Genomic DNA, 22,717 nt, shown 5'->3' on the forward strand with positions numbered 1-22,717 from the left:
TACAACGAACGGGACGTTATGTTTTGTTAACCGCCAAAAAGCTGGGACTGCTGTGCAGCCCCAGGATCTACCAGGCTTACGCCAGGCTCTTGCTCACCACTTCATACACATCGCTGGACAGCTCACCGGAGGCGAGAATCCGCTCCAGTTCGCCCTTCATCAGCGCCTGGCGCGCGTCATCGTACTTGCGCCAGCGGGTCAGCGGCGCCAGCTGGCGCGAGGCGATCTGCGGGTTCAGGGCGTTGAGTTCGATCACCAGATCGGCCAGGAAGCGATACCCCGAGCCATCGGCCGCATGGAAGTTGACCAGGTTCTGCCCGGCGAAAGCACCGATCAACGCGCGCACCTTGTTCGGGTTCTTCATGGTGAACGCCGGATGCTGCATCAGCGCCTTGACCCGCTCCAGGCCACCCGGCAAGGCACTGGCCGCCTGCACACTGAACCACTGATCCATGACCAGCGGGTTGTCCTTGAAGTGTTCGGCGAAGGCCTCCAGGGCTTTGGCCCGCTCGGCCTCGAACGGCGAGTTGACCAGTACCGCCAGGGCGGTCAGACGCTCGGTCATGTTGTCGCACTGCTCGAATTGCTCCAGCGTCGCCTCCAGCACCTGCGCCTGACCGCTGAGCATCAGGTAGGACAGGGCGATATTCTGCAGGCTGCGGCGGGCGAAGTGCTCGGCCGAAGCCACGTAGGCGGTCTGACGCGATACCTCGCGGTTGGCCTGGTAGCGCGCCCACAGGGCATCGAACAGTTGCGTGGCGATCTGCTGACGGGCGAACTCGCGGGCGGCATGGATGGCATCGACGTCGGCTACCTGGCTGATCTCGGTAAGATAGGCCTCGCCCGGCAGGGACAGCATCTCGGCGACCATGGCAGGGTCCAGCGTCTCGTTGCCGAGCACGGTGCCGAGCGCGGTGATCAGCCGCTGGTCGAGGACCATCGCTTCGCCGCGCTGGAACTGGCCGATCAGCTCCTGCAGGACCTGCACCGCCAGTTGCTGCCCCGCTTCCCAGCGGTTGAAGCCGTCGCTGTCATGCTGCATGAGGAACATCAACTGGTCGCGGTCGTAGGGGAAACTCAGCTTGACCGGAGCGCTGAAGCCACGCAGCAACGACGGCAGCGGCTTGGCCTGGATGCCTTGGAAGGTGAACGTCTGCTCGGCTTCGGTCACCGACAGCACACGGCTGGTCTGAGTAGCAACGTCCTCACCGACCAGTCGCAGCGCCAGGTCGTTGCCCTCGGCGTCGAGCAGGCCCAGTTCAACCGGGATCACGAACGGCAGCTTCTCGACCTTGTCCGGGGTTTGCGGGCAGCTCTGGCGGAAGGTCAGGCTATAGGTCTGCGCGGCGCTGTCATAGGACTCGCTGACCTCCAGACGCGGTGTGCCAGCCTGGTTGTACCAACGCTTGAACTGGGTGAAGTCGACGCCGTTGGCGTCTTCCATGGCCTTGATGAAGTCGTCGGTGGTCACCGCCTGGCCATCGTGGCGCTCGAAGTACAGGTCGCTCCCTTTGCGGAAGCCCTCGGCGCCCAGCAGGGTGCGCACCATGCGCACCACTTCGGCGCCCTTCTCGTACACCGTCAGGGTGTAGAAATTGGAAATCTCGATGAAGCTGTCCGGGCGCACCGGATGCGCCATGGGGCCTGCATCCTCGGCGAACTGGTGGGTACGCAGGTAGGCGACGTCCTCGATGCGCTTGACCGTGCGCGAGTTCATGTCGGCACTGAACTCGGCATCGCGGAACACCGTGAAGCCTTCTTTGAGCGACAGCTGGAACCAGTCGCGGCAGGTCACGCGGTTGCCCGACCAGTTATGGAAGTACTCGTGGGCGACCACGCCTTCGACACGCTGGTGGGCGGCGTCAGTGGCGGTTTCGGCGCGGGCCAGCACGCAGCTGGAGTTGAAGATGTTGAGGCCCTTGTTCTCCATCGCGCCCATGTTGAAGTCATTGACCGCGACGATCATGAAGATGTCCAGGTCGTATTCACGGCCATAGACTTCCTCGTCCCAGCGCATCGACTTCTTCAGGCTGACCATGGCGTGGTCGCACTTGTCGATGTTCTCGGGCTCGACATAGATGCGCAGGGTGACATCACGGCCGGACTGGCGCACGAACTTGTCCTCGACGCACCACAGGTCGCCGGCGACCAGGGCGAACAGGTAGGCCGGCTTCATGAACGGGTCTTCCCAGGTCGCCCAGTGCCGGCCATCTTCGCCCTGGCCTTTCTCGAAGGTGCCGCTACCGACGGGATTGCCGTTGGAGAGCAGCACCGGGTAGCGATGCTGTTCGGCGATCACCGTGGTGGTGAAGGTGCTCATCACGTCCGGGCGGTCGAGATAGTAGGTGATCTTGCGGAAACCTTCGGCCTCGCACTGGGTGCAGAACATCTTGCCCGACTTGTACAGGCCTTCCAGCGCGGTGTTGCTCTCCGGATGGATCTTGACGCTGGTATCGAGGGTGAAGCGGTCTGCCTTGGGCTGCAGGGTCAGGCTGTCGGCGTCGAGCTGGTAGTCGTCGGCCTGCAATTCCAGGTCGTCCAGCGAGGCACGCAGCAGCTCCAGCTGCTGGCCGTCGAGCACCAGTGGCGGCAGGCCGGCACCGCGTGCCGGGTTGCGACGCATCACCAGTTGCGCGTGCACCAGGGTATGGTCCTCGAACAGCTCGAAGGTCAGGTGCGTCTCGTCGATCAGGTACTCGGGCGCCTGGTAATCCTTGAGGTAGATCACTTGCGGTTGTTCGGTGCGCATGTGCAGGTCCTTTTACTGGAGTACGGCCAGCTGGTAGGCCGTGTACTTGCGAATGTTGATGACGCCGGTGTCGAAGATCAGGTACTGGCCCTTGATGCCCAGCAGCGTGCCCTCCACCACGGGATCCTTGTCGAGGTTGAAGCTGACGATTTTCTTCGGATAGGCCTCGACCGGGTAGGTCATCTGCACCACCTCGGCATCGGGCAGCGGCTGGATGGCCTGCAGGCCGAAGCGCTGCTGCAGCCCGCGCAGGCCTTCGGCGCAGGCGTCGAAGATCTGCTCGCGCACCGCCACCAGGTCCAGCACCTCGGCATCGCCCTTGAGCAGGGTGCGCCAGTTGGTACGGTCCGGAACCTGGCTACGCAGCAGGTCTTCGACCAGGCCCGACTGCTGGCGGGTGGCTACACGCATGATCGGCAAGGCCTGGCTGGCACCCTGGTCGAGCCAGCGGGTGGGCAACTGGGTAGCGCGGGTGATACCGACCTTGATGCCCGACGAGTTGGCCAGATACACCACGTGGTCGGTCATGCAGAACTGCTCGCCCCAGGACGGCTCGCGGCAGGTGCCGGCGTCGTAGTGGCAACGTTCCGGGGCCATGATGCACACATCGCACTGGGCCAGCTTGGTCATGCACGGGTAGCAGTAGCCCTGGCTGAAGCTGGTCTTGGTGCGCTTGCCGCAATGGCTGCAATGAATGGCGCCAAGGTATTCCAGGCGCAGGCGCTGGCCAATCATGGGGTTGACCGGGACCTGCGTCTCACCCAGGCGGAAGCTGTACTGCACCAGCGGGCCTTCGAGGCGCACCGCCATCTTGCTCAACGAGCCACGAGCGATTTCAATCAATGTACCGAGTCCGACTTGAACAGAATGTTGGCAATCGGCGCCGACTTCGAGGCGCACTCCTGCGGGCCCATGTAGCCGGTGCGCTGCTCTTCGGGAAGGTTCTTCATCTCCCAGGCGATCACCGCCTGCAGCGACAGCTCCTTCTGCTCGGCGGTGAGCTTGCGCCCGTCCGACCATTTGCCGATCTCCACCGCCGTCTTCAGGCTTTGGTAGATCTCAGGGGTGATGTTCTCGATCATTTGCGCAAAAGTGGACATAGCGTCTCCTAAATCAAGCCGACAGTTTACGCCGGGCCAGCCATCCGCCCAAGAGCCCTGTCAGGCATCCGATGAGCAGTCCGCCGACATGGGCGGCGTTGGCGATCTGACCGAAACCGAGCTGATCGACCACACCGCTCAGGCAGACGACCAGCCAGATGAGCATCATCGCGATCACGCTCCGGGGTAGGCTGAAATAGCGGCTCGGGGCCAGCCACTGGAACAGCCAGACATGCCCGAGCAATCCGTACAGCACGCCGGACAAGCCGCCGAACAGGCTCGGCCCGCTGGCGAAGTGCTGGGCCAGGTTGGATACCAGGCTGAACAGCAGGGTCAGGCTCAGCAACATCCAGGCGCCCTGGCGCAGTTCGATGCGCTTGCCCAGCTCCCAGTACCACAGGGCATTCATCACCAGGTGAAGGACGCCGAAATGCAGCAGCATCGGCGACACCAGTCGCCACCACTGGCCTTCACTCAGGCCCTGGGCCAGCGAGGTGAAATACAGATAGTCGCCCTGCACGTCGAAGTCGAGGAAGGTGAACCAGTGAAGGGTAGACAGGTTGTCGCCCAAACCGGTGATTCCGGCGACGATCAGGCACAGCAGCAGCACGGCGGCGGTGACCTTGCAGGCGCGGGCCTGGAACAGCAGGGACGGCTGGGGCGCCGGTCCGCCAGGCATGCCTGGGGTCATCGGACCGGCGAAGTCGGCATTGCCATCCGGGAAGCGCCGATACAGCTCCTCGACCTGCCCGGCCAAGGTGTCCGGCGCCCAGAGCACCTGCGTCTCGCCCTCCACGCTGACCCGGTGTGGCAGCCCCAGGCGCTGCAACATGGCGACGAAGCCACTGAGGTCCTGCTGCAACGGCAGGCGCATCACCGCGACGATATTCATGGTGTTACCTGTGGGCGCTCGACATCGACCCAGACGAACTTGTGCGGGTCGATGCAGGTTTCATCGTCCAACCGATAGGCCACCAGTTTGCCGTACAGCACCGCGCTGTAGTCCAGGCAGGCCAGGTTGGCGCGGATCGGTGCAGGCCGCCCGCTCCGCCAGTAATGGCCGACGAACAGCAGTGGCTCGTCCTCGGCATAACGCAGCAGGGCATTCTTCTGCTTGGGATCGAGCGGTGTGCGTGCCACCGCTTCAGGCAATGCGTCGGGCTGGAAGACGATGTCGCCGTACGTCTGTGGATCTTCTTCCCAGAACTTGGTGCGGAAGAAGGCCCGGGTCAGGCCATCGCCGCCGGTCAAGGTCAGGCCATCCGGCAGGCGCATGTCGGTACCGCGCAGCAGGCGGTTGCACACCGTGGCGGCGAAGCTGCCGGACACGGCCGACGCCTGGATGAAATGCTCGTCGATACAGCCGTCGGGGTGTTGCTGGCGCAGCGGTTCGATCAGGCGCGGGTCCCAGCAGGCGTGCACCAGGCGGAAGCGCCCGGCGTCGACGAACAGTGGCAGCTCGTAGAACCACTGGAGGAAATCGTGCCAGTCAGCCGGGTGGTGAGCGAACTGGGTCAAGGTCTCGTCGATCAAGCGCGCGTGGCGCGGGGTATGTTCGCGTACGAACGCCTTGCCGCTGCCGGGCAATGCCGGGGTGACCCAGCCCAGGGCGTTGTACTCGTGGTTGCCCATGATGCAGAACGCCTGGCCGGCCTCGACCATGTCATGGACGATGTGCAGCGCTTCGCGGATACGCGGGCCGCGGTCGACGATATCGCCCAGGAACAGCGCCTGGCGCCAAGGGTGGCGCCAGACACCGGCGACACGTTTGTAGCCGAGGGTATCGAGCAAACGTTCGAGTGTGTGTGCACAACCATGAACATCGCCGATGATGTCGAAACTTCGCGCCGGATCGAGCATCAGTCGTCCCTACCTCCCAAGCGGCTGCCCCAGCCGAGCTTGGTGCGACAGACCTCGTAGTAATTGTGGTCCAGCGGATGGATCAGGCGCAGCTTCTGCGCCTTCTTGCTTACCGTGATGGTATCGCCAGGGGCGCAGGTGAAGTGGTTCTGGCCGTCGCATGAGACCTGCGGGTAGATCTGCAGGTCCTTGGACACCACGATCTTCAGCTCACTGTTGCCATCGACCACGATCGGCCGGCCCGACAGGGTATGCGGATACATCGGCACGATGACGATGGCATCGAGCTTGGGGTGCATGATCGGGCCGCCGGCTGACAGCGCGTAGGCCGTGGAGCCGGTCGGGGTGGCGACGATCAGGCCGTCGGCTTTCTGACTGCAGACGAACTGGCCATCGATGTAGATCTCGAATTCGATCATCCGCGTCGATTTGCCCGGGTGCAGGACCACATCGTTGAGCGCGTCGCCTTGGCCGATGGCCTCGTTATGGCGGCGCACCTCGGCGCTGAGCAGGAAACGGTTTTCCACCAGGTAGTGACCGTCGAGCACTTCGGCGACCTTTTCTTCCAGCTCGTCAGGACGAATGTCGGTGAGAAAGCCCAGGTTGCCACGGTTGATGCCCAGTACCGGGATGTTGTGCCGCGCCAGGGCGCGGGCAGCACCGAGCAGGCTGCCGTCGCCGCCGACCACGATGACCAGGTCGCAGACCTCGCCCAGCAGCTTGCGCGAGGACGTCTGCAGACCGTGACCGGGCAGCACTTCGGCGATGGTGTCTTCGAGGATCACGTGGAGGTGGCGCTCGAGGAGGAATTTTTTCAGTCGGCGAATGGTGTCGAGCACCTGCGAGCTGCCAAGGCGTCCGATGATACCGATATTGCGAAATTGCTCCATGGGGCTCCTGCGAGGCTCTGCGGCGGGTGACTATGCCGGGATTATGGGCGAAACGACCAGCCAGCGGCAAACCGGCTATGCTCGCAGCATGAAGCCTTTCGCCCCACTTCAGCACTTGCCCCGTGATCTGATCCAGCCCGCCGTGCGCGACCTGGCCTGGACACTGCTTTCGCCGCCGCTGCTCGACGCCCCGCCCTGCCCCCAGCGCCACCCACTGGCCGGTAGCGCCTGGGCGTCCGATCCGCAGCGCCTGCACGACTGGTTGCGGGCCCTGGACGCCGATGCCCATACCTTGCACGCCTGGCTGGGACGCATCACCAGCCGGCGCCTGGGGCTGTATTACGAAGGCCTGTGGCAATTTGCCCTGGCCCAGGCGCCAGGCGTCGAACTACTGGCCGCCAACCTGGCGATCCGCGCCGAGGGCCGCACTTTGGGCGAGCTGGATATCCTGCTGCGCGATGGCGACGGCGCCCACCACCTGGAGCTGGCGATCAAGCTTTATCTGGGGCCCACCCACGGCGACGGGCACGATGCCACGCAATGGCTCGGACCAGGTTGCCACGACCGCCTGGGCAGCAAGCTGGCGCACTTGGCCGGGCACCAGTTACCGATGTCGGGCACTGCACGCAGCCGCGAGTTGCTGGCCGATCTTGGCGTTGGCCCTGTGCAGGCGCACCTGTGGCTGGGTGGGTATCTGTTCTACCCCTGCCCCGGCCATGCCAAATCGCCCAGCGGCGCCAACCCAGGGCATTTACGCGGGCGTTGGGTACGCCGGCGGGATTGGCCGGGGAACCGCGATGCCCGCTGGCAGCCCTTGCCACGCCACGCCTGGCTCGCGCCTGCGCGGGTCCTGGCCGAGCAGTGCTGGACGCAGGCCCAGTTCGCCGCGTGGCTGGCGGCATTGGAGGAATACGCCCCGGCGCAATTGCTGGTCAGGTTGCAGCAGGAATCCGATGGTGCCTGGCACGAGGTCGAGCGGGTCTTTCTGGTGGCTGACAGCTGGCCGAATCTGCCAGGAATTTGATGGAGGTCAGCGTGGGTCGACCTAAACGACACAATTTTCACCGACCTGGCGCAAAGCTTTAAACCCAATACCGATTACAGTTACCCCAGAGCGCCGAAAAGAGCGCCACCGTCGACCTGATGAAGAGGAAAATCCATGGTTGCATCCACCCCTCCGGCCCACTACGCACGCCTATCCATCGCCCTGCACTGGCTGATGCTGATACTGCTGGCCGCTGTGTACGCCTGTATCGAGTTGCGCGGTCAATTCCCCCGCGACAGCGCCGAACGCAATCTGATGAAGGACCTGCATTTCATGCTCGGGCTGAGTGTGTTCGTGCTGGTCTGGCTGCGCCTGGCCGTTCGCCTGAGCCGCCCGACTCCGCCGATCGTGCCCAAGCCACCGGCCTGGCAGACCGGGCTCGCGCACCTGATGCACCTGGCGCTGTACCTGTTGATGATCGGCCTGCCACTGGCCGGCTGGCTGATCCTCAGCGCCGCCGATAAACCCGTGCCTTTCTACGGGCTGGAGCTGCCGCACCTGATCGGCCCGAACCCCGACCAGGCCAAATTCATCAAGGGCTGGCACGAGCGCGTAGGTAGCTGGGGTTACTGGCTGATCGGCCTGCATGCACTGGCCGGGCTGTACCACCACTACGTGCAACGCGACAACACGCTGGTGCGCATGCTGCCCTACAAGTAACCGCGTCGCCCCTGCAACCCGCCGGTATGCACGAAGATCAGCCGCGTACCGGCGGCGAAGCGCCCCGCCTCGAGCTGCTCGTGCAGCGCCATCAGGGCCTTGCCGGTGTAAAGCGCTTCGAACGGCACACCACTGTGTCGTTCGCTGTCGGCGATGAACGCCAACAGATCAGCGTCGAATCGGGCGAAACCACCCCGACAGGCTTCATGCAACTGGTAGCCGTCAGCACCGGCCAAGGCCGCCACCGCTTCTGCCACCCCGTGACTCGCCGGCACCGCCAGCGCGCCATGGACCGCGTGCGCGCCGTTTTCGGCCAGCACCAGCCCCGCCAGGGTGGTGCCGGTACCTGCGGCCAGCCACCAGCCGTGGTAGTCCGCCCATCCCAGGTTTGCCAGTTGCGCCCGGGCCTGCTCGACCATCAGCGCACAGCCCTCGGCCCCGGCCAGCCCACCACCACCTTCAGGGATACAGTGCCAGCCGGGATAGCGGGCCTGCCATGGCACCCAGAAACCGGCGGCATGGCGCTCGCGGTAGGCGCTGTAACCCAGCCAGTGCAACTGCATGCCCATGGCCTGCAGGTCACGCACCGTGGGCGTGTCCTGGGCATGGCCACGCAGCAGGCCGGCGGTGGCGAAGCCGAAACGCTTGCCGGCAGCGGCCAGGGCATGGAGGTGGTTGGAATGGTTGCCGCCGAGGCTGATCAGTCCCGGTGCGCCATGCTGTCGAGCCTGTTGCAGATGGTGGCGGAGCTTGAACCATTTGTTGCCGCTGATCAGCGGGTCGATCAGGTCCAGGCGCAGAATGGCGACCTCGATTTCGGCTTGGTGGAGCCAGGGAAGGTTCAGGGGTTCTAGAGGGGCTTGGGGGAGATCGTCGGGATTCATGGGGGGCAGCTTAGCAGGGGTGCGCTTGAGAATTGCAGTGGGGCGCACATCGAGCGCCGCCCGCGCGGCGCTCGATATCCGCCGCGCTACCAATCCCCAGCCAGGCCCTCAGCCCCCCTCAAAGCTCCGCCGCCAACCTCGATCCCTGGTTGATCGCGCGCTTGGCATCCAGCTCCGCCGCCACGTCCGCTCCACCGATCAGGTGCACCGACTGCCCCGCCGCCACCAGTCCATCCTGCAGTTCCCGCAGCGGCTCCTGGCCGGCGCAGATCACCACATTGTCCACGGCCAGCAATTGTGGCTCGCCATCGCCAACGCGAATGTGCAACCCAGCATCGTCGATCTTCAGGTATTCGACGCCGTTAAGCATCTGTACCCGCTTGTTCTTCAACCCGGTGCGGTGGATCCAGCCAGTGGTCTTGCCCAGCCCATCGCCCACTTTCGAGGTCTTGCGCTGCAACAGGTACACCTGACGCGCCGGGGCGTGGGGTTCAGGCTTGATACCCGCCACGCCTCCACGCGCCTGCAGGTGGGTGTCGATCCCCCACTCCTTCCAGAACGCCTCGCGATCCAGGCTGGTAGCCACGCCCTCGTGCACCAGGTACTCGGAAACGTCGAAACCGATACCGCCAGCACCGATCACCGCCACCGCCTTGCCGACCGGCTTGCGCTGCAGCAACACATCCAGGTAGCTCAGCACCTTGTCGTGCTCGATTCCCGGTATGGCGGGGGTCCGCGGCGCGATACCGGTGGCGAGGATCACCTCGTCAAAGCTTCCGGCCAGCAAGGTCTCGACATCCACCCGGGTATTCAGACGCAGGTCGACGCCGGTGGTGCGCACCTTGTTACGGAAATAGCGCAGGGTCTCGTTGAATTCTTCTTTGCCGGGCACGCGCTTGGCCACATTGAACTGCCCGCCGATCTCCTCGGCCGAATCGAACAGCACCACCTCGTGCCCACGCTCGGCGGCAACCGTAGCCGCCGCCAGGCCGGCAGGGCCTGCACCGACCACGGCAATGCGCTTGACCGCACGCACCGGCAGGTAGTTGAGCTCGGTCTCGTGGCACGCCCGTGGATTGACCAGGCAGCTGGTCAGCTTGCCACCGAAGGTGTGATCGAGGCAGGCCTGGTTGCAGCCGATGCAGGTGTTGATCTCGTCGGCACGCCCGGCAGCCGCCTTGTTGACGAAGTCGGCGTCGGCCAGGAATGGCCGGGCCATCGAGACCATGTCGGCATCGCCCTCGGCCAGTACTGCCTCGGCCACCTCAGGGGTGTTGATGCGGTTGGTGGTGATCAATGGCAGTCGCACCGCGCCCCGCAGCTTGGCGGTGACCTTGGTGAACGCCGCCCGCGGCACCTTGGTGGCGATGGTCGGGATACGCGCTTCATGCCAACCGATGCCGGTGTTGATCAAGGTGGCGCCCGCCTGCTCGATGGCCTTGGCCAGTTGCACGATCTCTTCCCAGGTGCTGCCGCCCTCGATCAGGTCGAGCATCGACAGGCGGAAGATGATGATGAAGTTCGGCCCCACCGCCTCGCGCACCCGGGTGACGATCTCCACCGCCAGGCGCATGCGGTTCTCGTAACTGCCGCCCCAGCGGTCGCTGCGGTGGTTGGTATGGGCGACCAGGAACTGGTTGATGAAGTAGCCTTCCGAGCCCATCACCTCGACGCCATCGTAGCCGGCACGCTGGGCCAGTACGGCGCAATTGACGAAGTCATCGATCTGTTTCTGAATCCCCGCCTCGTCCAGTTCCTTGGGCTTGAACGGGTTGATCGGGGCCTGTATCGCGCTGGGGGCGACCAGGCGGGGGCTGTAGGCATAGCGTCCGGCGTGAAGGATCTGCAGGCAGATCTTGCCGCCTTCGGCATGTACCGCTTCGGTGACGATGCGGTGCTGCTCGGCCTCTTGTTCGGTACTGAGTTTGGCCGCCCCGGAGTACACCCCTCCCTCGTCGTTTGGCGCGATGCCACCCGTCACCATCAGACCGACACCCCCGCGGGCGCGCTCGGCGAAGTACGCTGCCATGCGTTCGAAACCGCCGGGGCGTTCTTCCAGGCCGGTGTGCATCGAGCCCATCAGGGTGCGGTTACGCAGGGTGGTGAAGCCCAGGTCGAGCGGGGCCAGCAGGTGCGGATAGCGATTGGCAGCCATGGCACGGTTCCTTCAATGGCGAGATCACGGGATGCGGATGCCTCGTCGTCAGCGGGCCCCGTCGGTTGTCTTGGCGCCGACATTAAACAGGTGTTTTAACACCCTCAATGATCATAACTGACAATTTTATGGCCAATCTGCACAACGCTGTTCGTGAAAGTTGGGCAGAATGGTCTTATTCGTTCTAGGTTTAATGGCGCAGCACACAACAACAATAAATGGAGAACGCCCCATGATCCGAGCCCTTCGTCTGGCAATGGCCAGCACCGTCCTGACGCTGTGCGCAACCGCGCAGGCCGCACCGACCTTCATCAATGTCCTCACCGGCGGCACCAGTGGGGTGTATTACCCCGTGGGGGTAGCCATCTCGCAGCTTTACAGCCACGGAATCGAAGGCAGCAAGACGTCCGTGCAAGCCACCAAGGCCTCGGTCGAGAACCTCAACCTGCTGCAGTCCGGCCGTGGTGAGCTAGCGTTCGCCCTGGGTGATTCGGTGGCCGACGCCTGGAACGGCGACGCCGAGGCTGGCTTCAAGACCCCCTTGAAGAAACTGCGCGCCATCGCCGGCACCTACCCCAACTACATCCAGATCGTCGCCAGCAAGGAGTCCGGTATCCAGACACTGGCTGATCTCAAAGGCAAACGCATCTCCGTGGGCGCGCCGAAATCCGGCACCGAGCTCAATGCGCGCGCGATCTTCAAGGCTGCCGGGCTCAGCTACGATGACATGAGCAAGGTCGAATACCTGCCCTATGCCGAGTCGGTCGAGCTGATCAAGAATCGCCAGCTGGATGCCACCTTGCAGTCCTCGGGCCTGGGCCAGGCGGCCATCCGCGACCTGGCGGCGACATTGCCAGTGGTATTCGTGCCAATCCCAGCCGATGTGGTGGAAAAGATCGGCAACAGCGCCTACCAACCGGCCGTTCTTCCAGCCAAGACCTATGACGGGCAGGATCAGGATGTCCCCACCGCGGCCATCACCAATATCCTGGTCACCCGTTCGGATATCAGCGACGAACTGGCCTACCAGATGACTCAACTGATCTTCGACAACCTCCCTCGCCTGGCCACCGCCCATGCTGCAGCCAAGGATATCGACCCACAGCAGGCGGCGAAGAACCTGCCGATTCCCCTGCACCCAGGTGCCGAACGCTACTTCAAGGAAAAGCAGTTGCTTCCGTGAGTCCACTTCAGTGCCAGAGGGTGTCATCCATGAGCGAGCCTACACAGGGCCTGCACGCCAATGCCGAACGCTGGCCCAAGGCGCTGTTCGCAGTGGCCCTGGCCTTTTCCATCTTCCAGATCGCCACGGCGGCCTTTCCACTGATTTCCACCCAGGTATTGCGAGCGGTGCACGTCGGCATGCTGTTGCTGGTGGTCTACCTCTGCTATCCGTTCCGTGGCCAGCACCGACCATGGCAGCCGCTAGCCTGGCTGCTGGGCCTGGCCGGCATGGCAACCGCTGTCTATCAATGGTACTTCGAAGGCGATCTGATCCAGCGTTCGGGTGAGCTCACGTCGACCGATCTGGTACTGGGGCTGGTCTTGATCGGCCTGGTCTTCGAGGCAGCGCGGCGGGTGATGGGGATCGCGCTGCCGATCATCTGCGCCCTGTTCCTGGCCTATGGCTTGCTGGGGCAGTACCTACCGGGAGATCTTGCCCATCGCGGCTACGGCCTGGACCAACTGGTCAACCAACTGGCCTTCGGCACCGAGGGCCTGTATGGCACCCCGACCTACGTCTCGGCGACCTACATCTACCTGTTCATCCTCTTTGGCGCCTTTCTCGAACAGGCCGGCATGATTCGCCTGTTCACCGATTTCGCCATGGGCCTGTTCGGCCATCGCAGCGGCGGACCCGCCAAGGTCTCGGTGTTTTCCTCGGCGCTGATGGGCACCATCACCGGTTCCGGTGTGGCCAATGTGGTCACCACCGGCCAGTTCACCATCCCCTTGATGAAACGCTTCGGTTACTCACCGGCCTTCGCCGGTGGCGTAGAGGCCACTTCGAGCATGGGCAGCCAGTTGATGCCGCCGGTCATGGGCGCAGTGGCCTTCATCATGGCCGAAACCATCAACGTGCCCTATGCCGAGGTGGCCAAAGCTGCGCTGATTCCGGCCTTGCTCTATTTCGGCTCGGTGTACTGGATGGTGCACCTGGAGGCACGTCGCAGCCAGCTCCATGGCCTACCCCGCGACCAGTGCCCCAGCGCCTGGGCCGCACTGCGCCAGCGCTGGTTCCTGCTGATTCCGCTGTTGGTCCTGGTCGCCCTGCTGTTCTCGGGGCGGACCCCGCTGTACTCGGGCATGGTTGGCTTGGCGTTGACCGCCATCGTGATTCTCGGCTCGGCGATCATCCTGCGTGCCAACCAAGGCTGGTTGCGCGCGGCGTTCTGGATCGCGCTGGGACTGCTGTGTTCGGGCTTCTTCCGCATGGGGATCGGCGTCATCTTGCTGGTCATCGCGGCACTGGCGCTGGCCTGCTGGTTCGTCCAGGGTGGCCGCGCGACGCTGCGGGCCTGCGTCATGGCACTGGCCGAAGGTGCACGGCATGCCGTCCCGGTCGGTATCGCCTGCGCGTTGGTCGGGGTGATCATCGGCGTCATTTCGCTGACCGGGCTGGCCACCACCTTCGCCGGCTATATCCTCGACCTGGGGCGTGACAACCTGTTCTTGTCCCTGCTACTGACGATGCTGACCTGCCTGGTGCTGGGCATGGGTATCCCGACCATTCCCAACTACATCATCACCAGTTCCATCGCCGCACCGGCCTTGCTCGAACTGGGCGTGCCACTGATCGTCTCGCACATGTTCGTGTTCTACTTCGGCATACTCGCCGACTTGACGCCACCGGTGGCGCTGGCCTGCTTCGCCGCGGCGCCCATCGCCAAGGAAAAGGGCCTGTTGATCAGCGTCTGGGCGGTGCGTATCGCTCTGGCCGGCTTCGTGGTGCCATTCATGGCGGTCTACGATCCGGCGCTGATGATGCAGGGCGACAGCATTACCGCCACCTTGTACATGCTGCTCAAAGCCATCCTCGCCGTCGCCCTGTGGGGCTGTGCCTCGATCGGCCACCTGACTGCGCCCATGCCCTGGTGGGAACGGCTATTGGCGCTTATCGCGGGGATTTGCCTGATACTTGCCCTGCCCATCAGTGACGAACTGGGCTTCGCGCTGGGCGCAGCGGTGCTGGGTTGGCACAGCTGGCGACACCGTCCGGCAGTGAGGCAGGCCCTTTGACCGGACTGTGCCTGGGCCTGGCAGGGGTGGTGTGGGCCAGCCTTCCCCTGCAAGCCTTCACCCTGGCCTGGAACCACAGCATCGAAAAGATCCGCTGGGAAGAAGATTACCAGGTGACGCCCGAAGGCTTGCTGCTCAAGGAAGCCAGGGTGCGCGGCAGCGGCGCCGGCATGGAAATCCCCGACCAGGCCCAGCTACGCGATGGCACCTGGCACTACACCCGCCAGATGCCTGCGCTGCAACCGCTGCATGCGGGACGCACGCCCGAGGCGGGCGATTACCAAATATGTACGCAAGCAGGCTGCCAGCCCCTCGCCCACTGGCTGGGCCCACCGCGCAAGGACATCGCCGCAGTGGATTTCTGGGCTTGCCCGCTGCCAGCGATCAGGGCAGATAACAGCGTGCCCTGATCGCCGCAGCTGTGCTTTGATCACTCAGCTGACGACATGCAGGTAATGCAGGTGGCGCTCGTACTGATCGAGGATATCGCCGATCACCTCGTCCCGGCTCCAACCCATGATGTCGTAATCCTGTCCGCCTTCACGCAGATGCACCTCGGCACGGAAGTACTTGCGTGATTCGGCGCCATCGTCGGTGTCACGCATCACGAAGCTTGGGGTGGTGAACGCACGCGGACGCACTTCGTACCTGAACCGGCCTTCGCCTGCGTGCGACAGTTCGAGTGCAACCCGGCCGTCTTCCTTTTCCTCGACCGCCACGTCATAGCCTTGCTTGCGCAGCTCCTGGGACACTTCCTCACAGGCAGGCTTGACCACCTCGGCGATGAAACGCGTGACGTGGGCACGACGCGGCATCATCGCGATATTGCGCAGCCGACGCTGCCAACCGCCGTGGGTCTGGGGATGATGCCGAGAGCCGGGCAAGGCCTGGTTGCGCAGGCCGCGCCGCGTGGCATCCAGGCCAAGCGCCTTGAACAGTCCCCAGATCGCCAGCAACAGGATCGCCGCAAACGGCAAGGCGCTGGCAATGGTCGCGGTCTGCAACGCCTTGAGCCCATTGGCCAGGAGCAGGGCGATGGCCACCGCGCCAATGCACACCGACCAGAATATCCGCTGCCACAAGGGCGAATGGCCTTTGCCGGACGAGGCGAGCATGTCCACCACCAGCGCGCCCGAGTCGGCGGAAGTGACGAAGAACACCACCACCATCAGCACCGCGATCAGGGAAATCACCGTCGACCAGGGGAAGTGCTCAAGGAAGGCGAACAAGGCCAATGAACTGTCCTGCCCGACCACGGTGGCCAGGTCCTGGATACCATCATTGAGAATCATGTGAATGGCCGAATCGCCGAACACCGTCATCCACAGCAAGGTGAAACCGGCGGGCACGAACAACACACCGCAGACGAACTGACGAATTGTCCGTCCCCGTGAAATACGTGCGATGAACAACCCCACGAACGGCGACCAGGACAGCCACCAGCCCCAGTACAGCAAGGTCCAGCCGCCGATCCAGTCAGTGGGCTCGTAGGCGAACAGGTTGAACGTCTTGTTGACGATTTCGGACAGGTAGGCGCCGGTGTTCTGCACGTAGGCCTGGAGCAGGAATACCGTCGGGCCGAGGATCAGCACGAACAGCATCAGGACCACGGCCAGGCCCAGGTTCAACTCGGAGAGGATGCGGATGCCCTTGTCCAGGCCGCTGGCCACCGAGAGCGTGGCCAGGGCACAGGTCACGGTGATCAGAATCACCTGCACGGTGGTGTTGATCGGCAGTCCGAATACATGGTGGAAGCCGCTGTTGATCTGCAGAACGCCATAACCCAGCGAAGTGGCTACACCGAATACCGTGCCGAGGATGGCGAAGATATCCACTGCGTGGCCGATCGGCCCGTAGATCCGCTCGCCGATCAATGGATAGAGCGCCGAACGCAGGGTCAACGGCAGCCCGTTGCGAAAGCTGAAGTAGGCCAGTATCAGTGCGACGATGGCGTAGATCGCCCAGGCATGGAGCCCCCAGTGAAAGAAGGTGATCTTCATGGCTTCACGGGCGGCCGCCACGGTTCCGGCCTCGCCCACCGGCGGAGAGGTGAAATGCATCACCGGCTCGGCCACCCCGAAGAACATCAGGCCGATGCCCATGCCGGCCGAGAACAACATGGCGAACCAGCTGCTGTTCGGGTAGTCCGGCTCGCTGTGGTCAGGCCCCAGCTTGATGTCGCCATAACGACTGACGGCGAGAAACACCACGCTGATCAGGACCAGTGCCACGGTCAGAATGTAGAACCAGCTGGCGTTGGTGATGATCCATTGCTGCACTTCTTCGAACAGTGCCTGGGCATTTTCCTGAAAGGCCGTGGCGTAAAGCACGAGGAGAAAAACCAGCAGTGCGCTGGTGTAGAAGACGGGAGGGTTGAGAGTGCTCCTGCGTTTTGCCTCTTCGGTCATCGGCAGTTCTCCTTATTCTGGATACGAGCGTGCCCACACCGGGTGGTGTGCGACGCATTGGTGCTGAAAACCGTACCGTCAGTTCAATTAAATCTCAAATATTAGGGGGTTACGTGCATGCTCTGTAACGTTTAGCCACGGCTTCGCATTCAACACGGCACGCTTGTACGGTAGACTATGGCCCGGGTGCTAGCTGCATAGGGCAGTGAAGCAGGTTAAAGAACCACGCAGGTCGGGCCGCCATGCGGGAGTTCTTGCGCCTATGCAATTGAACCAGTTGCCTCGTGCCCAACAATTGGCCGAACGCGCTTTTGCCAACCTCGAGCGTTTTCTGCACATCGAAGCCGTCAGCGGCATCGTGTTGCTCATCGCCGCCATCGCCGCTCTGATCTGGGCCAACTCTCCGGCCGCCGACAGCTACGAAGCCCTCTGGCACGCGCCCATCACCATTGGCGTAGGGTCGCTGGTATACGCCCAGTCCCTGCACTTCTGGATCAACGACGGCCTGATGACCATCTTCTTCCTGGTCGTCGGCATGGAGATTCGCCGCGAGATCCACGAAGGCGCCCTTTCCAGCCTGCGCCAGGCCACCTTGCCCATGGCAGCGGCCATCGGGGGCGTGGTGGTGCCTGCACTGCTCTACCTCGGTTTCGGCCATGCGCCAAGCGAACAACAGGGCTGGGCCGTACCGACGGCCACCGATATCGCCTTTGCCGTCGGCGTGCTGGCGCTGCTCGGTAAATCGATTCCCTCGAACGTGCGGATCTTCCTGCTCGCGCTGGCGATCATCGATGACATCATCGCCGTGCTGATCATCGCCTTCTTCTACTCCGGCGGGCTCGACTACAGCGGTTTCGGCGTCGCGCTGATTGGCTTGCTGATGGTCGTGGGGCTGCAAAAGATCGGTATCGGCTCTGCCTATGCGTACATCGTTCCGGGCGCTATCACCTGGGTCGGTGTGTTGATGACCGGTGCCCACCCTACCCTGGCCGGTGTCGTGCTTGGCCTGATGACGCCTGTCGCGGCAATGCCCATGCGTGAGCGCCCACTGGATGCCGTGACGCGCTTCACCCAGGAACTGCTGGGCCGCGCCAAAGCGCCGGAGCGCGATGCCAGCGAACTGATCAGTCCCCTGAAGAACCTGCGCCTTGCCCAGCGCGAACTGGTACCGCCTGTGGTCCGTGTCCAGGGCGCGCTGCACCCTTGGGTGGCCTACGGGATCATGCCGGTGTTCGCCCTGGCCAACGCTGGCGTCAACCTGTCGGGAGTCGACCTGACCAGCGAGGCGCCGCAGTGGGTGATGATCGCCGTCGCGGTCGCACTGGTGGCCGGCAAGCCCCTGGGCATCGTCAGTGTCAGCTGGCTGATGGTCCGCCTGGGCTGGTGTTCGCTGCCAGAGCACGTGAACTGGCGCAGCATCACCTTGATCGGCCTGCTCGCCGGCATCGGCTTCACCATGTCGATCTTCATCGCCAACCTGGCCTTCGCCGACCCTGCTGCCCTGGGCGCCGCCAAACTGGGCGTATTGTGCGCTTCGGTGATTGCCGCCGCGCTCGGACTGGCCTGGGGCGCCTGGAGTCTGCGCAAGCGCTGAGGGAGCTACAACCTGGGTCGGGTATGCCGGTGCTGAAAAAAACGCCATACTCGTGGCTTTGCCACTCAGCAGCGCACGGACGATGCCCGACCAGACCTCTCCCTCCGCCCCCTCCCTCCACCGCCTGCGCTGGCGCCAGTGGCGCCAGCGCCTGGCGTTCTGGGTAGGCGCGCTGCTGGTAGGGCTGGTCGCGCTGGCGTTCGCCTGGCTGGCCGATGCAGCCTTCGCCTCCTTCAAGCGTCTGTTGCAATGGGCCCCCTGGTCGCCGCTACTGATCACCCCTCTTGGCTTCGCCGGCCTGGCCTGGCTGACCCAGCGCCGCTTTCAAAACGCCAAGGGCAGCGGGATACCCCAGGTCATCGCCGCCCTGGAAATGCCTTCACGCAGGTTTCGTGCACAACTGCTCTCGTTGCCAGTGGCAGCCACGCGCATGACCCTGACGCTGGGCGCATTGCTGGTGGGAGGATCGGTTGGTCGTGAAGGCCCCACCGTACACATCGGCGCCGCAGTGCTCTATACCTTTGGCCGGCGCCTGGGCCTGCATGGTCGGCGTACCGTCGCTGGGCTGATCCTCGCAGGTGGCGCCGCCGGCATCGCTGCAGCCTTCAACACGCCGCTGGCGGGGGTGGTGTTTGCCATCGAGGAGTTGAGCCGCACCTTCGAGCAACGCTTCAGCGGCCTGGTGTTGACCGCGGTCTTGATCGGCGGCGTGGTGACGCTGGGGCTGATGGGACACTACGCCTATTTCGGCCAGATCAGCGGCCGCATGCCCGAAGGCTGGGGCTGGAGCGTAGTGCCGGCCTGCGCGGTGCTGGGCGGCGTGCTGGGCGGCTTCTATGCCAAGCTGGTGTTGCCCAGCGACCGCGGCGCTCTGGGTCGCATGGCGGCGCTACGCGGGCGGTATCCGGTGCGATTCGCCGCCGGTTGCGGGCTGCTGCTGGCCGTACTTGGGGTGATATCCGGCAACCACGTGTTCGGCACCGGCTACGAAGAAACCCGTGCACTGCTGGAGGGCGAGCCGATCACCGGTGCCGACTTCCTGGCTTGGAAATTCCTGGCCAATGTCGTCTCCTACCTTTCCGGCATTCCAGGCGGGCTGTTCTCGCCATCCCTGAGCATCGGTGCAGCCTTCGCACCCGTGGTGGCCTGGTTGCCGGACGTCGACCCACAGGCCTGCGCACTGCTCGGGATGGGCGCCTACCTGGCCGGTGTGACCCGCTCGCCGCTGACCGCTTCGGTGATCGTACTGGAGCTGACCCACAGCCCGGATCTGGCGATCCCGATGCTCGCCGTCACTTTGATGGCGGCGGCGATTTCCGGCTGGATCTCACCTGTATCGCTGTATCACGCCCTGGCCCGGCAGATCATCGACAAGCTGGCACCGCGCGAGCCGCCCCAGAACACCGCGCCTCGCAACGTGGCCGATTGAGAACCAGCAGTTGAGCTTTACCAGAGCTTGACCGTGTAATCGAGGTTGACGCGCAACTCGTTGTCGTCCCGGTGCGAAGCGCCGGGCAGGAAGTCGTTGCGGTACCAGGCGTGGCGCAGACGCAGCGCCACGCCCTTGAACCTGCCCTGCTGCACGGCATAGGACAGCTCCACATCTTTCTCGCTTTCGCTGAGCCCGCTGCCGCCAAACCGCGCCAGTTCGATGTTGTCGCCGCGCACATAGCGCAGCATGCCTTTGAGGCCAGGCACGCCGAACGCGGCGAAGTCCTGATCGAACTTGACCTGCCAACTGCGCTCCTTGGGGTTGATGAACTCGGAGCTGAGCGTGCCCTCGGTGATCACCAGCGGCTCGGTGCCGTACAGATAAGGCATGGCGGTGTCGCCATCGAGCTGCATGTAACCGACGCCCAGGCTGTGGCTGGCCCAGGCATAGGTGAGCATCAGCGCGGTGTTGCGATTGTCCACCGGGCCGGCCTTGGCGGCGCCATCCTCACCGGTGACGAACAGCCGAAAGTCGCTCTTCAGCCGGCCCGGCCCCAGCTTGCGGTCATCGACGAAGCCGAAATAGTCCTTGCGATACAGCCCATCCAGTGCCGCATGGTAGTAGCGCAGGGTCAAAGCGTCGGACCAGGCATAGTCACCGCCAAGGAAGGTGAAGCGGTCAGAGGTGGCCGCGCCGTTGAAGCGACCATTGGGCGCGGCGACGCTCATTTTTTGATAGTCGGTGGAGTCTCGCAGATTGATGCGGTCGAGCCAGCCGGCGTGCAGGCTCAGACGCTCGATATCGCTGGAGCGTAAGTAGGCGCCGCGGAAGGTCTGCGGCAGCAATCGGGTCGGGCTGGCGAAGGCGATCGGCAGGAAGGTACTGATGGTGCCACCTTGCAACTCGGTCCGCGACATACGCACTTTGCCGGTCAGGCCCAGCTCGGAGTAATTGTCGGCGGGCTCGCGGGTGATCGGGTCGAACGGCAACAGACCGGTACCAGTGCGGTCGGGCGAGGAGTCGAGCTTGACGCCGAGCATGCCCTTGGCGTCCAGACCGAAGCCTACCGCGCCTTCGGTGAAGCCGGAGCTGACGTTGAGGATGAAGCCTTGGGCCCACTCACGGGCAGCGGCTTGCGGCGTCTGGCCGACGTAATTGCGGTCGAAGTAATAGTTGCGCACTACCAGCTCGGCATGACTGTCATCGATGAAGCCAGCGGCGTGGCTGGGGTTGGCGCAAAACAGGCCGATGGCCAGAGCCAGGCAGTTTTTTCGGGCCTTGTGCATGGTCACTTCACTTTCTTGTAGTTGTAGGAGGCCCTGCCGCAGACGCAGCAGGGAGCACAGCAAGGTCGAACAGCGGGAAATCAGGCCGGGCGGCGGCCGATCAGGCGGAATAGCGCCAGGGCCGCGATCACCACACCGGGCGCCGAAGCCATCAGCACGCCGGCGGAGCCGGCGCCCAGGGCTAGCATCTGTCCGGCCACCAACGGCCCACTCATCGCCCCGAGGCGCCCGACCGCCACTGCCGCGCCAACGCCCGTGGCGCGCACCCGCACGGGGTAGAAGTGCGGTGCGAGGGCATACAGCACGCCCTGCCCGCCGGTGGCAAAGAAGCCGGCGAAGAAACCAGCGACGAGCATTGCCGGCAGTGCACTGGCCCACCCCAGGCCCGCCAGGGCGGCGAGGATGCCGACGTAAACCACTGCTGCGGTGACCCCCGCCGGCAGGCGCTCGAGCACCTGACCGAGGATCAACGTGCCGATGGCCGCACCGATCTGCAGGGCGAGCATCACCCAGCTGGCGTCATGGCTGCTGAAGCCCTGACCGACCAACAGGCTCGGCAGCCAGTTGATCAGGATGTACACCACCATCAGGGTGAAGAAGTAGCTCAGCCACAGTAGCCAGGTGGCGCTTTGGCCGAACAGCTCGCGGCGCAGGCTCGGCGCGTCCTCGGCGGTGCTACGGAACTGTCCCGACTCAGGCAGGAACAGCGCCAGCAGCGGCAGGATCAGCAGCGGCCCGGCGCCGCCGACATGGAACACCCGCTGCCATTCTCCGCTGTAGCCGGCGATGCCGATACCGGCAGCCAGTGCCGCACCGAGTGGCACGCCGCAGTACATCAAGCTGACGGCGCTGCCGCGCAGGCGAGCGCCGGCAGCTTCGCTGGTCAGGGCGATCAGGTTGGGCAATGCAGCGCCCAGCCCGACCCCGGTGAGCAACCGCGCCAGCAACAGGCTGGGCAGGCTCCAGGCATGAGCGGTGGCCAGGGAGAACAAACCGAACAGTGCGACCGAGCCGATGAGGATGCGCTTGCGGCCGAAACGGTCAGCCAGCCAGCCGCCGACCAGGGCGCCGGGCAACAAGCCGAGAATACCGGCACTGAAGACCCAGCCCATTTGCAGTTTGTCCAAGCCGAAGGCACTGGCCATGCCCGGAGCGGCGATACCGGCGGCTTGCAGGTCGAGGCCTTCCAGTAGGGCGACAAGAAAACACAGGCCGATGGTGACGGCCACGCGAGGCGAGGTGATTGCAGAAGAAGTCATGGTGTTACCCGTATTGTTTTTGTATTGGGCTCGAGAGGGGGCGCTGTGCGCCCCATTCGCGGGTCAAGCCCGCTCCCACAGGTACCGTGCAGCTCTGGAGGGCAGTGCTGCACCTGTCGGAGCGGGCTTGACCCGCGAATGGGCTGCGCAGCAGC

18 protein-coding genes are annotated in these 22,717 nt (G+C 64.1%); 7 read left to right on the forward strand and 11 right to left on the reverse strand.

Annotated elements, in window-relative coordinates:
- Window positions 1-76: 76 nt before the first annotated feature.
- The 6 genes from pepN to E2H86_RS14405 are packed head-to-tail and all read right to left on the reverse strand — an operon-like array spanning window position 77 to window position 6,599.
- A complete protein-coding gene (gene pepN / locus E2H86_RS14380) occupies window positions 77-2,749 on the reverse strand; it encodes an aminopeptidase N (protein ID WP_133328848.1) in 2,673 nt (890 codons plus the stop codon).
- A gap of 12 nt (window positions 2,750-2,761) precedes the next feature.
- Window positions 2,762-3,592 carry a DUF2797 domain-containing protein gene (locus E2H86_RS14385; protein WP_133328850.1) on the reverse strand — a complete coding sequence of 277 codons (831 nt, stop codon included), beginning with the start codon at window positions 3,590-3,592 and terminating at the stop codon, window positions 2,762-2,764.
- A complete protein-coding gene (locus tag E2H86_RS14390) occupies window positions 3,589-3,849 on the reverse strand; it encodes a YeaC family protein (RefSeq protein WP_133328852.1) in 261 nt (86 codons plus the stop codon). Before E2H86_RS14390 ends, E2H86_RS14385 begins: the two co-directional genes overlap by 4 nt.
- A gap of 13 nt (window positions 3,850-3,862) precedes the next feature.
- Window positions 3,863-4,741, reverse strand: a complete 879-nt coding sequence (locus tag E2H86_RS14395) for a rhomboid family intramembrane serine protease (RefSeq protein WP_133328854.1) — start codon at window positions 4,739-4,741, stop codon at window positions 3,863-3,865.
- The gene (locus tag E2H86_RS14400) at window positions 4,738-5,709 is read right to left on the reverse strand and encodes a metallophosphoesterase (protein WP_133328856.1); all 972 of its coding nucleotides are present in this window, start codon (window positions 5,707-5,709) and stop codon (window positions 4,738-4,740) included. The genes E2H86_RS14395 and E2H86_RS14400 overlap by 4 nt, the downstream gene beginning before the upstream one ends.
- On the reverse strand, window positions 5,709-6,599 hold the full coding sequence (locus E2H86_RS14405) for an NAD(+) kinase (RefSeq protein WP_133328858.1): 891 nt from the start codon (window positions 6,597-6,599) through the stop codon (window positions 5,709-5,711). The genes E2H86_RS14400 and E2H86_RS14405 overlap by 1 nt, the downstream gene beginning before the upstream one ends.
- Between E2H86_RS14405 and E2H86_RS14410 the strand changes: the two genes are divergently transcribed.
- Both E2H86_RS14410 and E2H86_RS14415 read left to right on the forward strand, forming a co-directional pair.
- Complete coding sequence (locus E2H86_RS14410) at window positions 6,598-7,623, forward strand: DUF1853 family protein (protein WP_133328860.1); 1,026 nt, start codon at window positions 6,598-6,600, stop codon at window positions 7,621-7,623. The two genes, E2H86_RS14405 and E2H86_RS14410, sit on opposite strands and share 2 nt — an antisense overlap.
- Before the next feature lie 135 nt (window positions 7,624-7,758).
- The gene (locus E2H86_RS14415) at window positions 7,759-8,304 is read left to right on the forward strand and encodes a cytochrome b (RefSeq protein WP_133328862.1); all 546 of its coding nucleotides are present in this window, start codon (window positions 7,759-7,761) and stop codon (window positions 8,302-8,304) included.
- Here E2H86_RS14415 and E2H86_RS14420 read toward each other — a convergent pair.
- Complete coding sequence (locus E2H86_RS14420; protein WP_133328864.1) at window positions 8,295-9,188, reverse strand: 1-aminocyclopropane-1-carboxylate deaminase/D-cysteine desulfhydrase; 894 nt, start codon at window positions 9,186-9,188, stop codon at window positions 8,295-8,297. The two genes, E2H86_RS14415 and E2H86_RS14420, sit on opposite strands and share 10 nt — an antisense overlap.
- Window positions 9,189-9,306: 118 nt before the next feature.
- Window positions 9,307-11,343 carry an NADPH-dependent 2,4-dienoyl-CoA reductase gene (locus tag E2H86_RS14425; protein WP_133328866.1) on the reverse strand — a complete coding sequence of 679 codons (2,037 nt, stop codon included), beginning with the start codon at window positions 11,341-11,343 and terminating at the stop codon, window positions 9,307-9,309.
- Window positions 11,344-11,575: 232 nt separating this feature from the next.
- Here E2H86_RS14425 and E2H86_RS14430 point away from each other — a divergent pair, with 232 nt between their 5' ends.
- The 3 genes from E2H86_RS14430 to E2H86_RS14440 are packed head-to-tail and all read left to right on the forward strand — an operon-like array spanning window position 11,576 to window position 14,993.
- Window positions 11,576-12,526 carry a TAXI family TRAP transporter solute-binding subunit gene (locus E2H86_RS14430; RefSeq protein ID WP_133328868.1) on the forward strand — a complete coding sequence of 317 codons (951 nt, stop codon included), beginning with the start codon at window positions 11,576-11,578 and terminating at the stop codon, window positions 12,524-12,526.
- A gap of 29 nt (window positions 12,527-12,555) precedes the next feature.
- Window positions 12,556-14,583, forward strand: coding sequence for a TRAP transporter permease (locus E2H86_RS14435; RefSeq protein WP_133328870.1), 2,028 nt, complete (start codon window positions 12,556-12,558; stop codon window positions 14,581-14,583).
- A complete protein-coding gene (locus E2H86_RS14440; protein ID WP_133328872.1) occupies window positions 14,580-14,993 on the forward strand; it encodes a DUF1850 domain-containing protein in 414 nt (137 codons plus the stop codon). Before E2H86_RS14435 ends, E2H86_RS14440 begins: the two co-directional genes overlap by 4 nt.
- A 24-nt stretch (window positions 14,994-15,017) precedes the next feature.
- On the opposite strand, the gene E2H86_RS14445 is transcribed toward E2H86_RS14440, so the two are convergent.
- A complete protein-coding gene (locus tag E2H86_RS14445; protein WP_133328874.1) occupies window positions 15,018-16,991 on the reverse strand; it encodes a BCCT family transporter in 1,974 nt (657 codons plus the stop codon).
- Between the two features lie 262 nt (window positions 16,992-17,253).
- On the opposite strand from E2H86_RS14445, the gene nhaA reads away from it, so the two are divergent.
- Window positions 17,254-18,585: a Na+/H+ antiporter NhaA gene (nhaA, locus tag E2H86_RS14450; RefSeq protein WP_133328876.1), complete on the forward strand. Its 1,332-nt coding sequence runs from the start codon at window positions 17,254-17,256 to the stop codon at window positions 18,583-18,585.
- Between the two features lie 82 nt (window positions 18,586-18,667).
- On the forward strand, window positions 18,668-20,014 hold the full coding sequence (locus tag E2H86_RS14455; RefSeq protein WP_133328878.1) for a chloride channel protein: 1,347 nt from the start codon (window positions 18,668-18,670) through the stop codon (window positions 20,012-20,014).
- Window positions 20,015-20,031: 17 nt separating this feature from the next.
- Here the strand turns inward: E2H86_RS14455 and E2H86_RS14460 are convergent, their stop codons facing one another.
- The gene (locus tag E2H86_RS14460; protein ID WP_133328880.1) at window positions 20,032-21,303 is read right to left on the reverse strand and encodes an OprD family porin; all 1,272 of its coding nucleotides are present in this window, start codon (window positions 21,301-21,303) and stop codon (window positions 20,032-20,034) included.
- Window positions 21,304-21,383: 80 nt separating this feature from the next.
- Window positions 21,384-22,562, reverse strand: coding sequence for a 3-(3-hydroxy-phenyl)propionate transporter MhpT (mhpT, locus tag E2H86_RS14465; protein ID WP_133328882.1), 1,179 nt, complete (start codon window positions 22,560-22,562; stop codon window positions 21,384-21,386).
- Window positions 22,563-22,717: the final 155 nt, after the last annotated feature.

Source organism: Pseudomonas putida, assembly GCF_004357765.1.
GTDB classification, from domain to species: Bacteria; Pseudomonadota; Gammaproteobacteria; order Pseudomonadales; family Pseudomonadaceae; genus Aquipseudomonas; species Aquipseudomonas putida_U.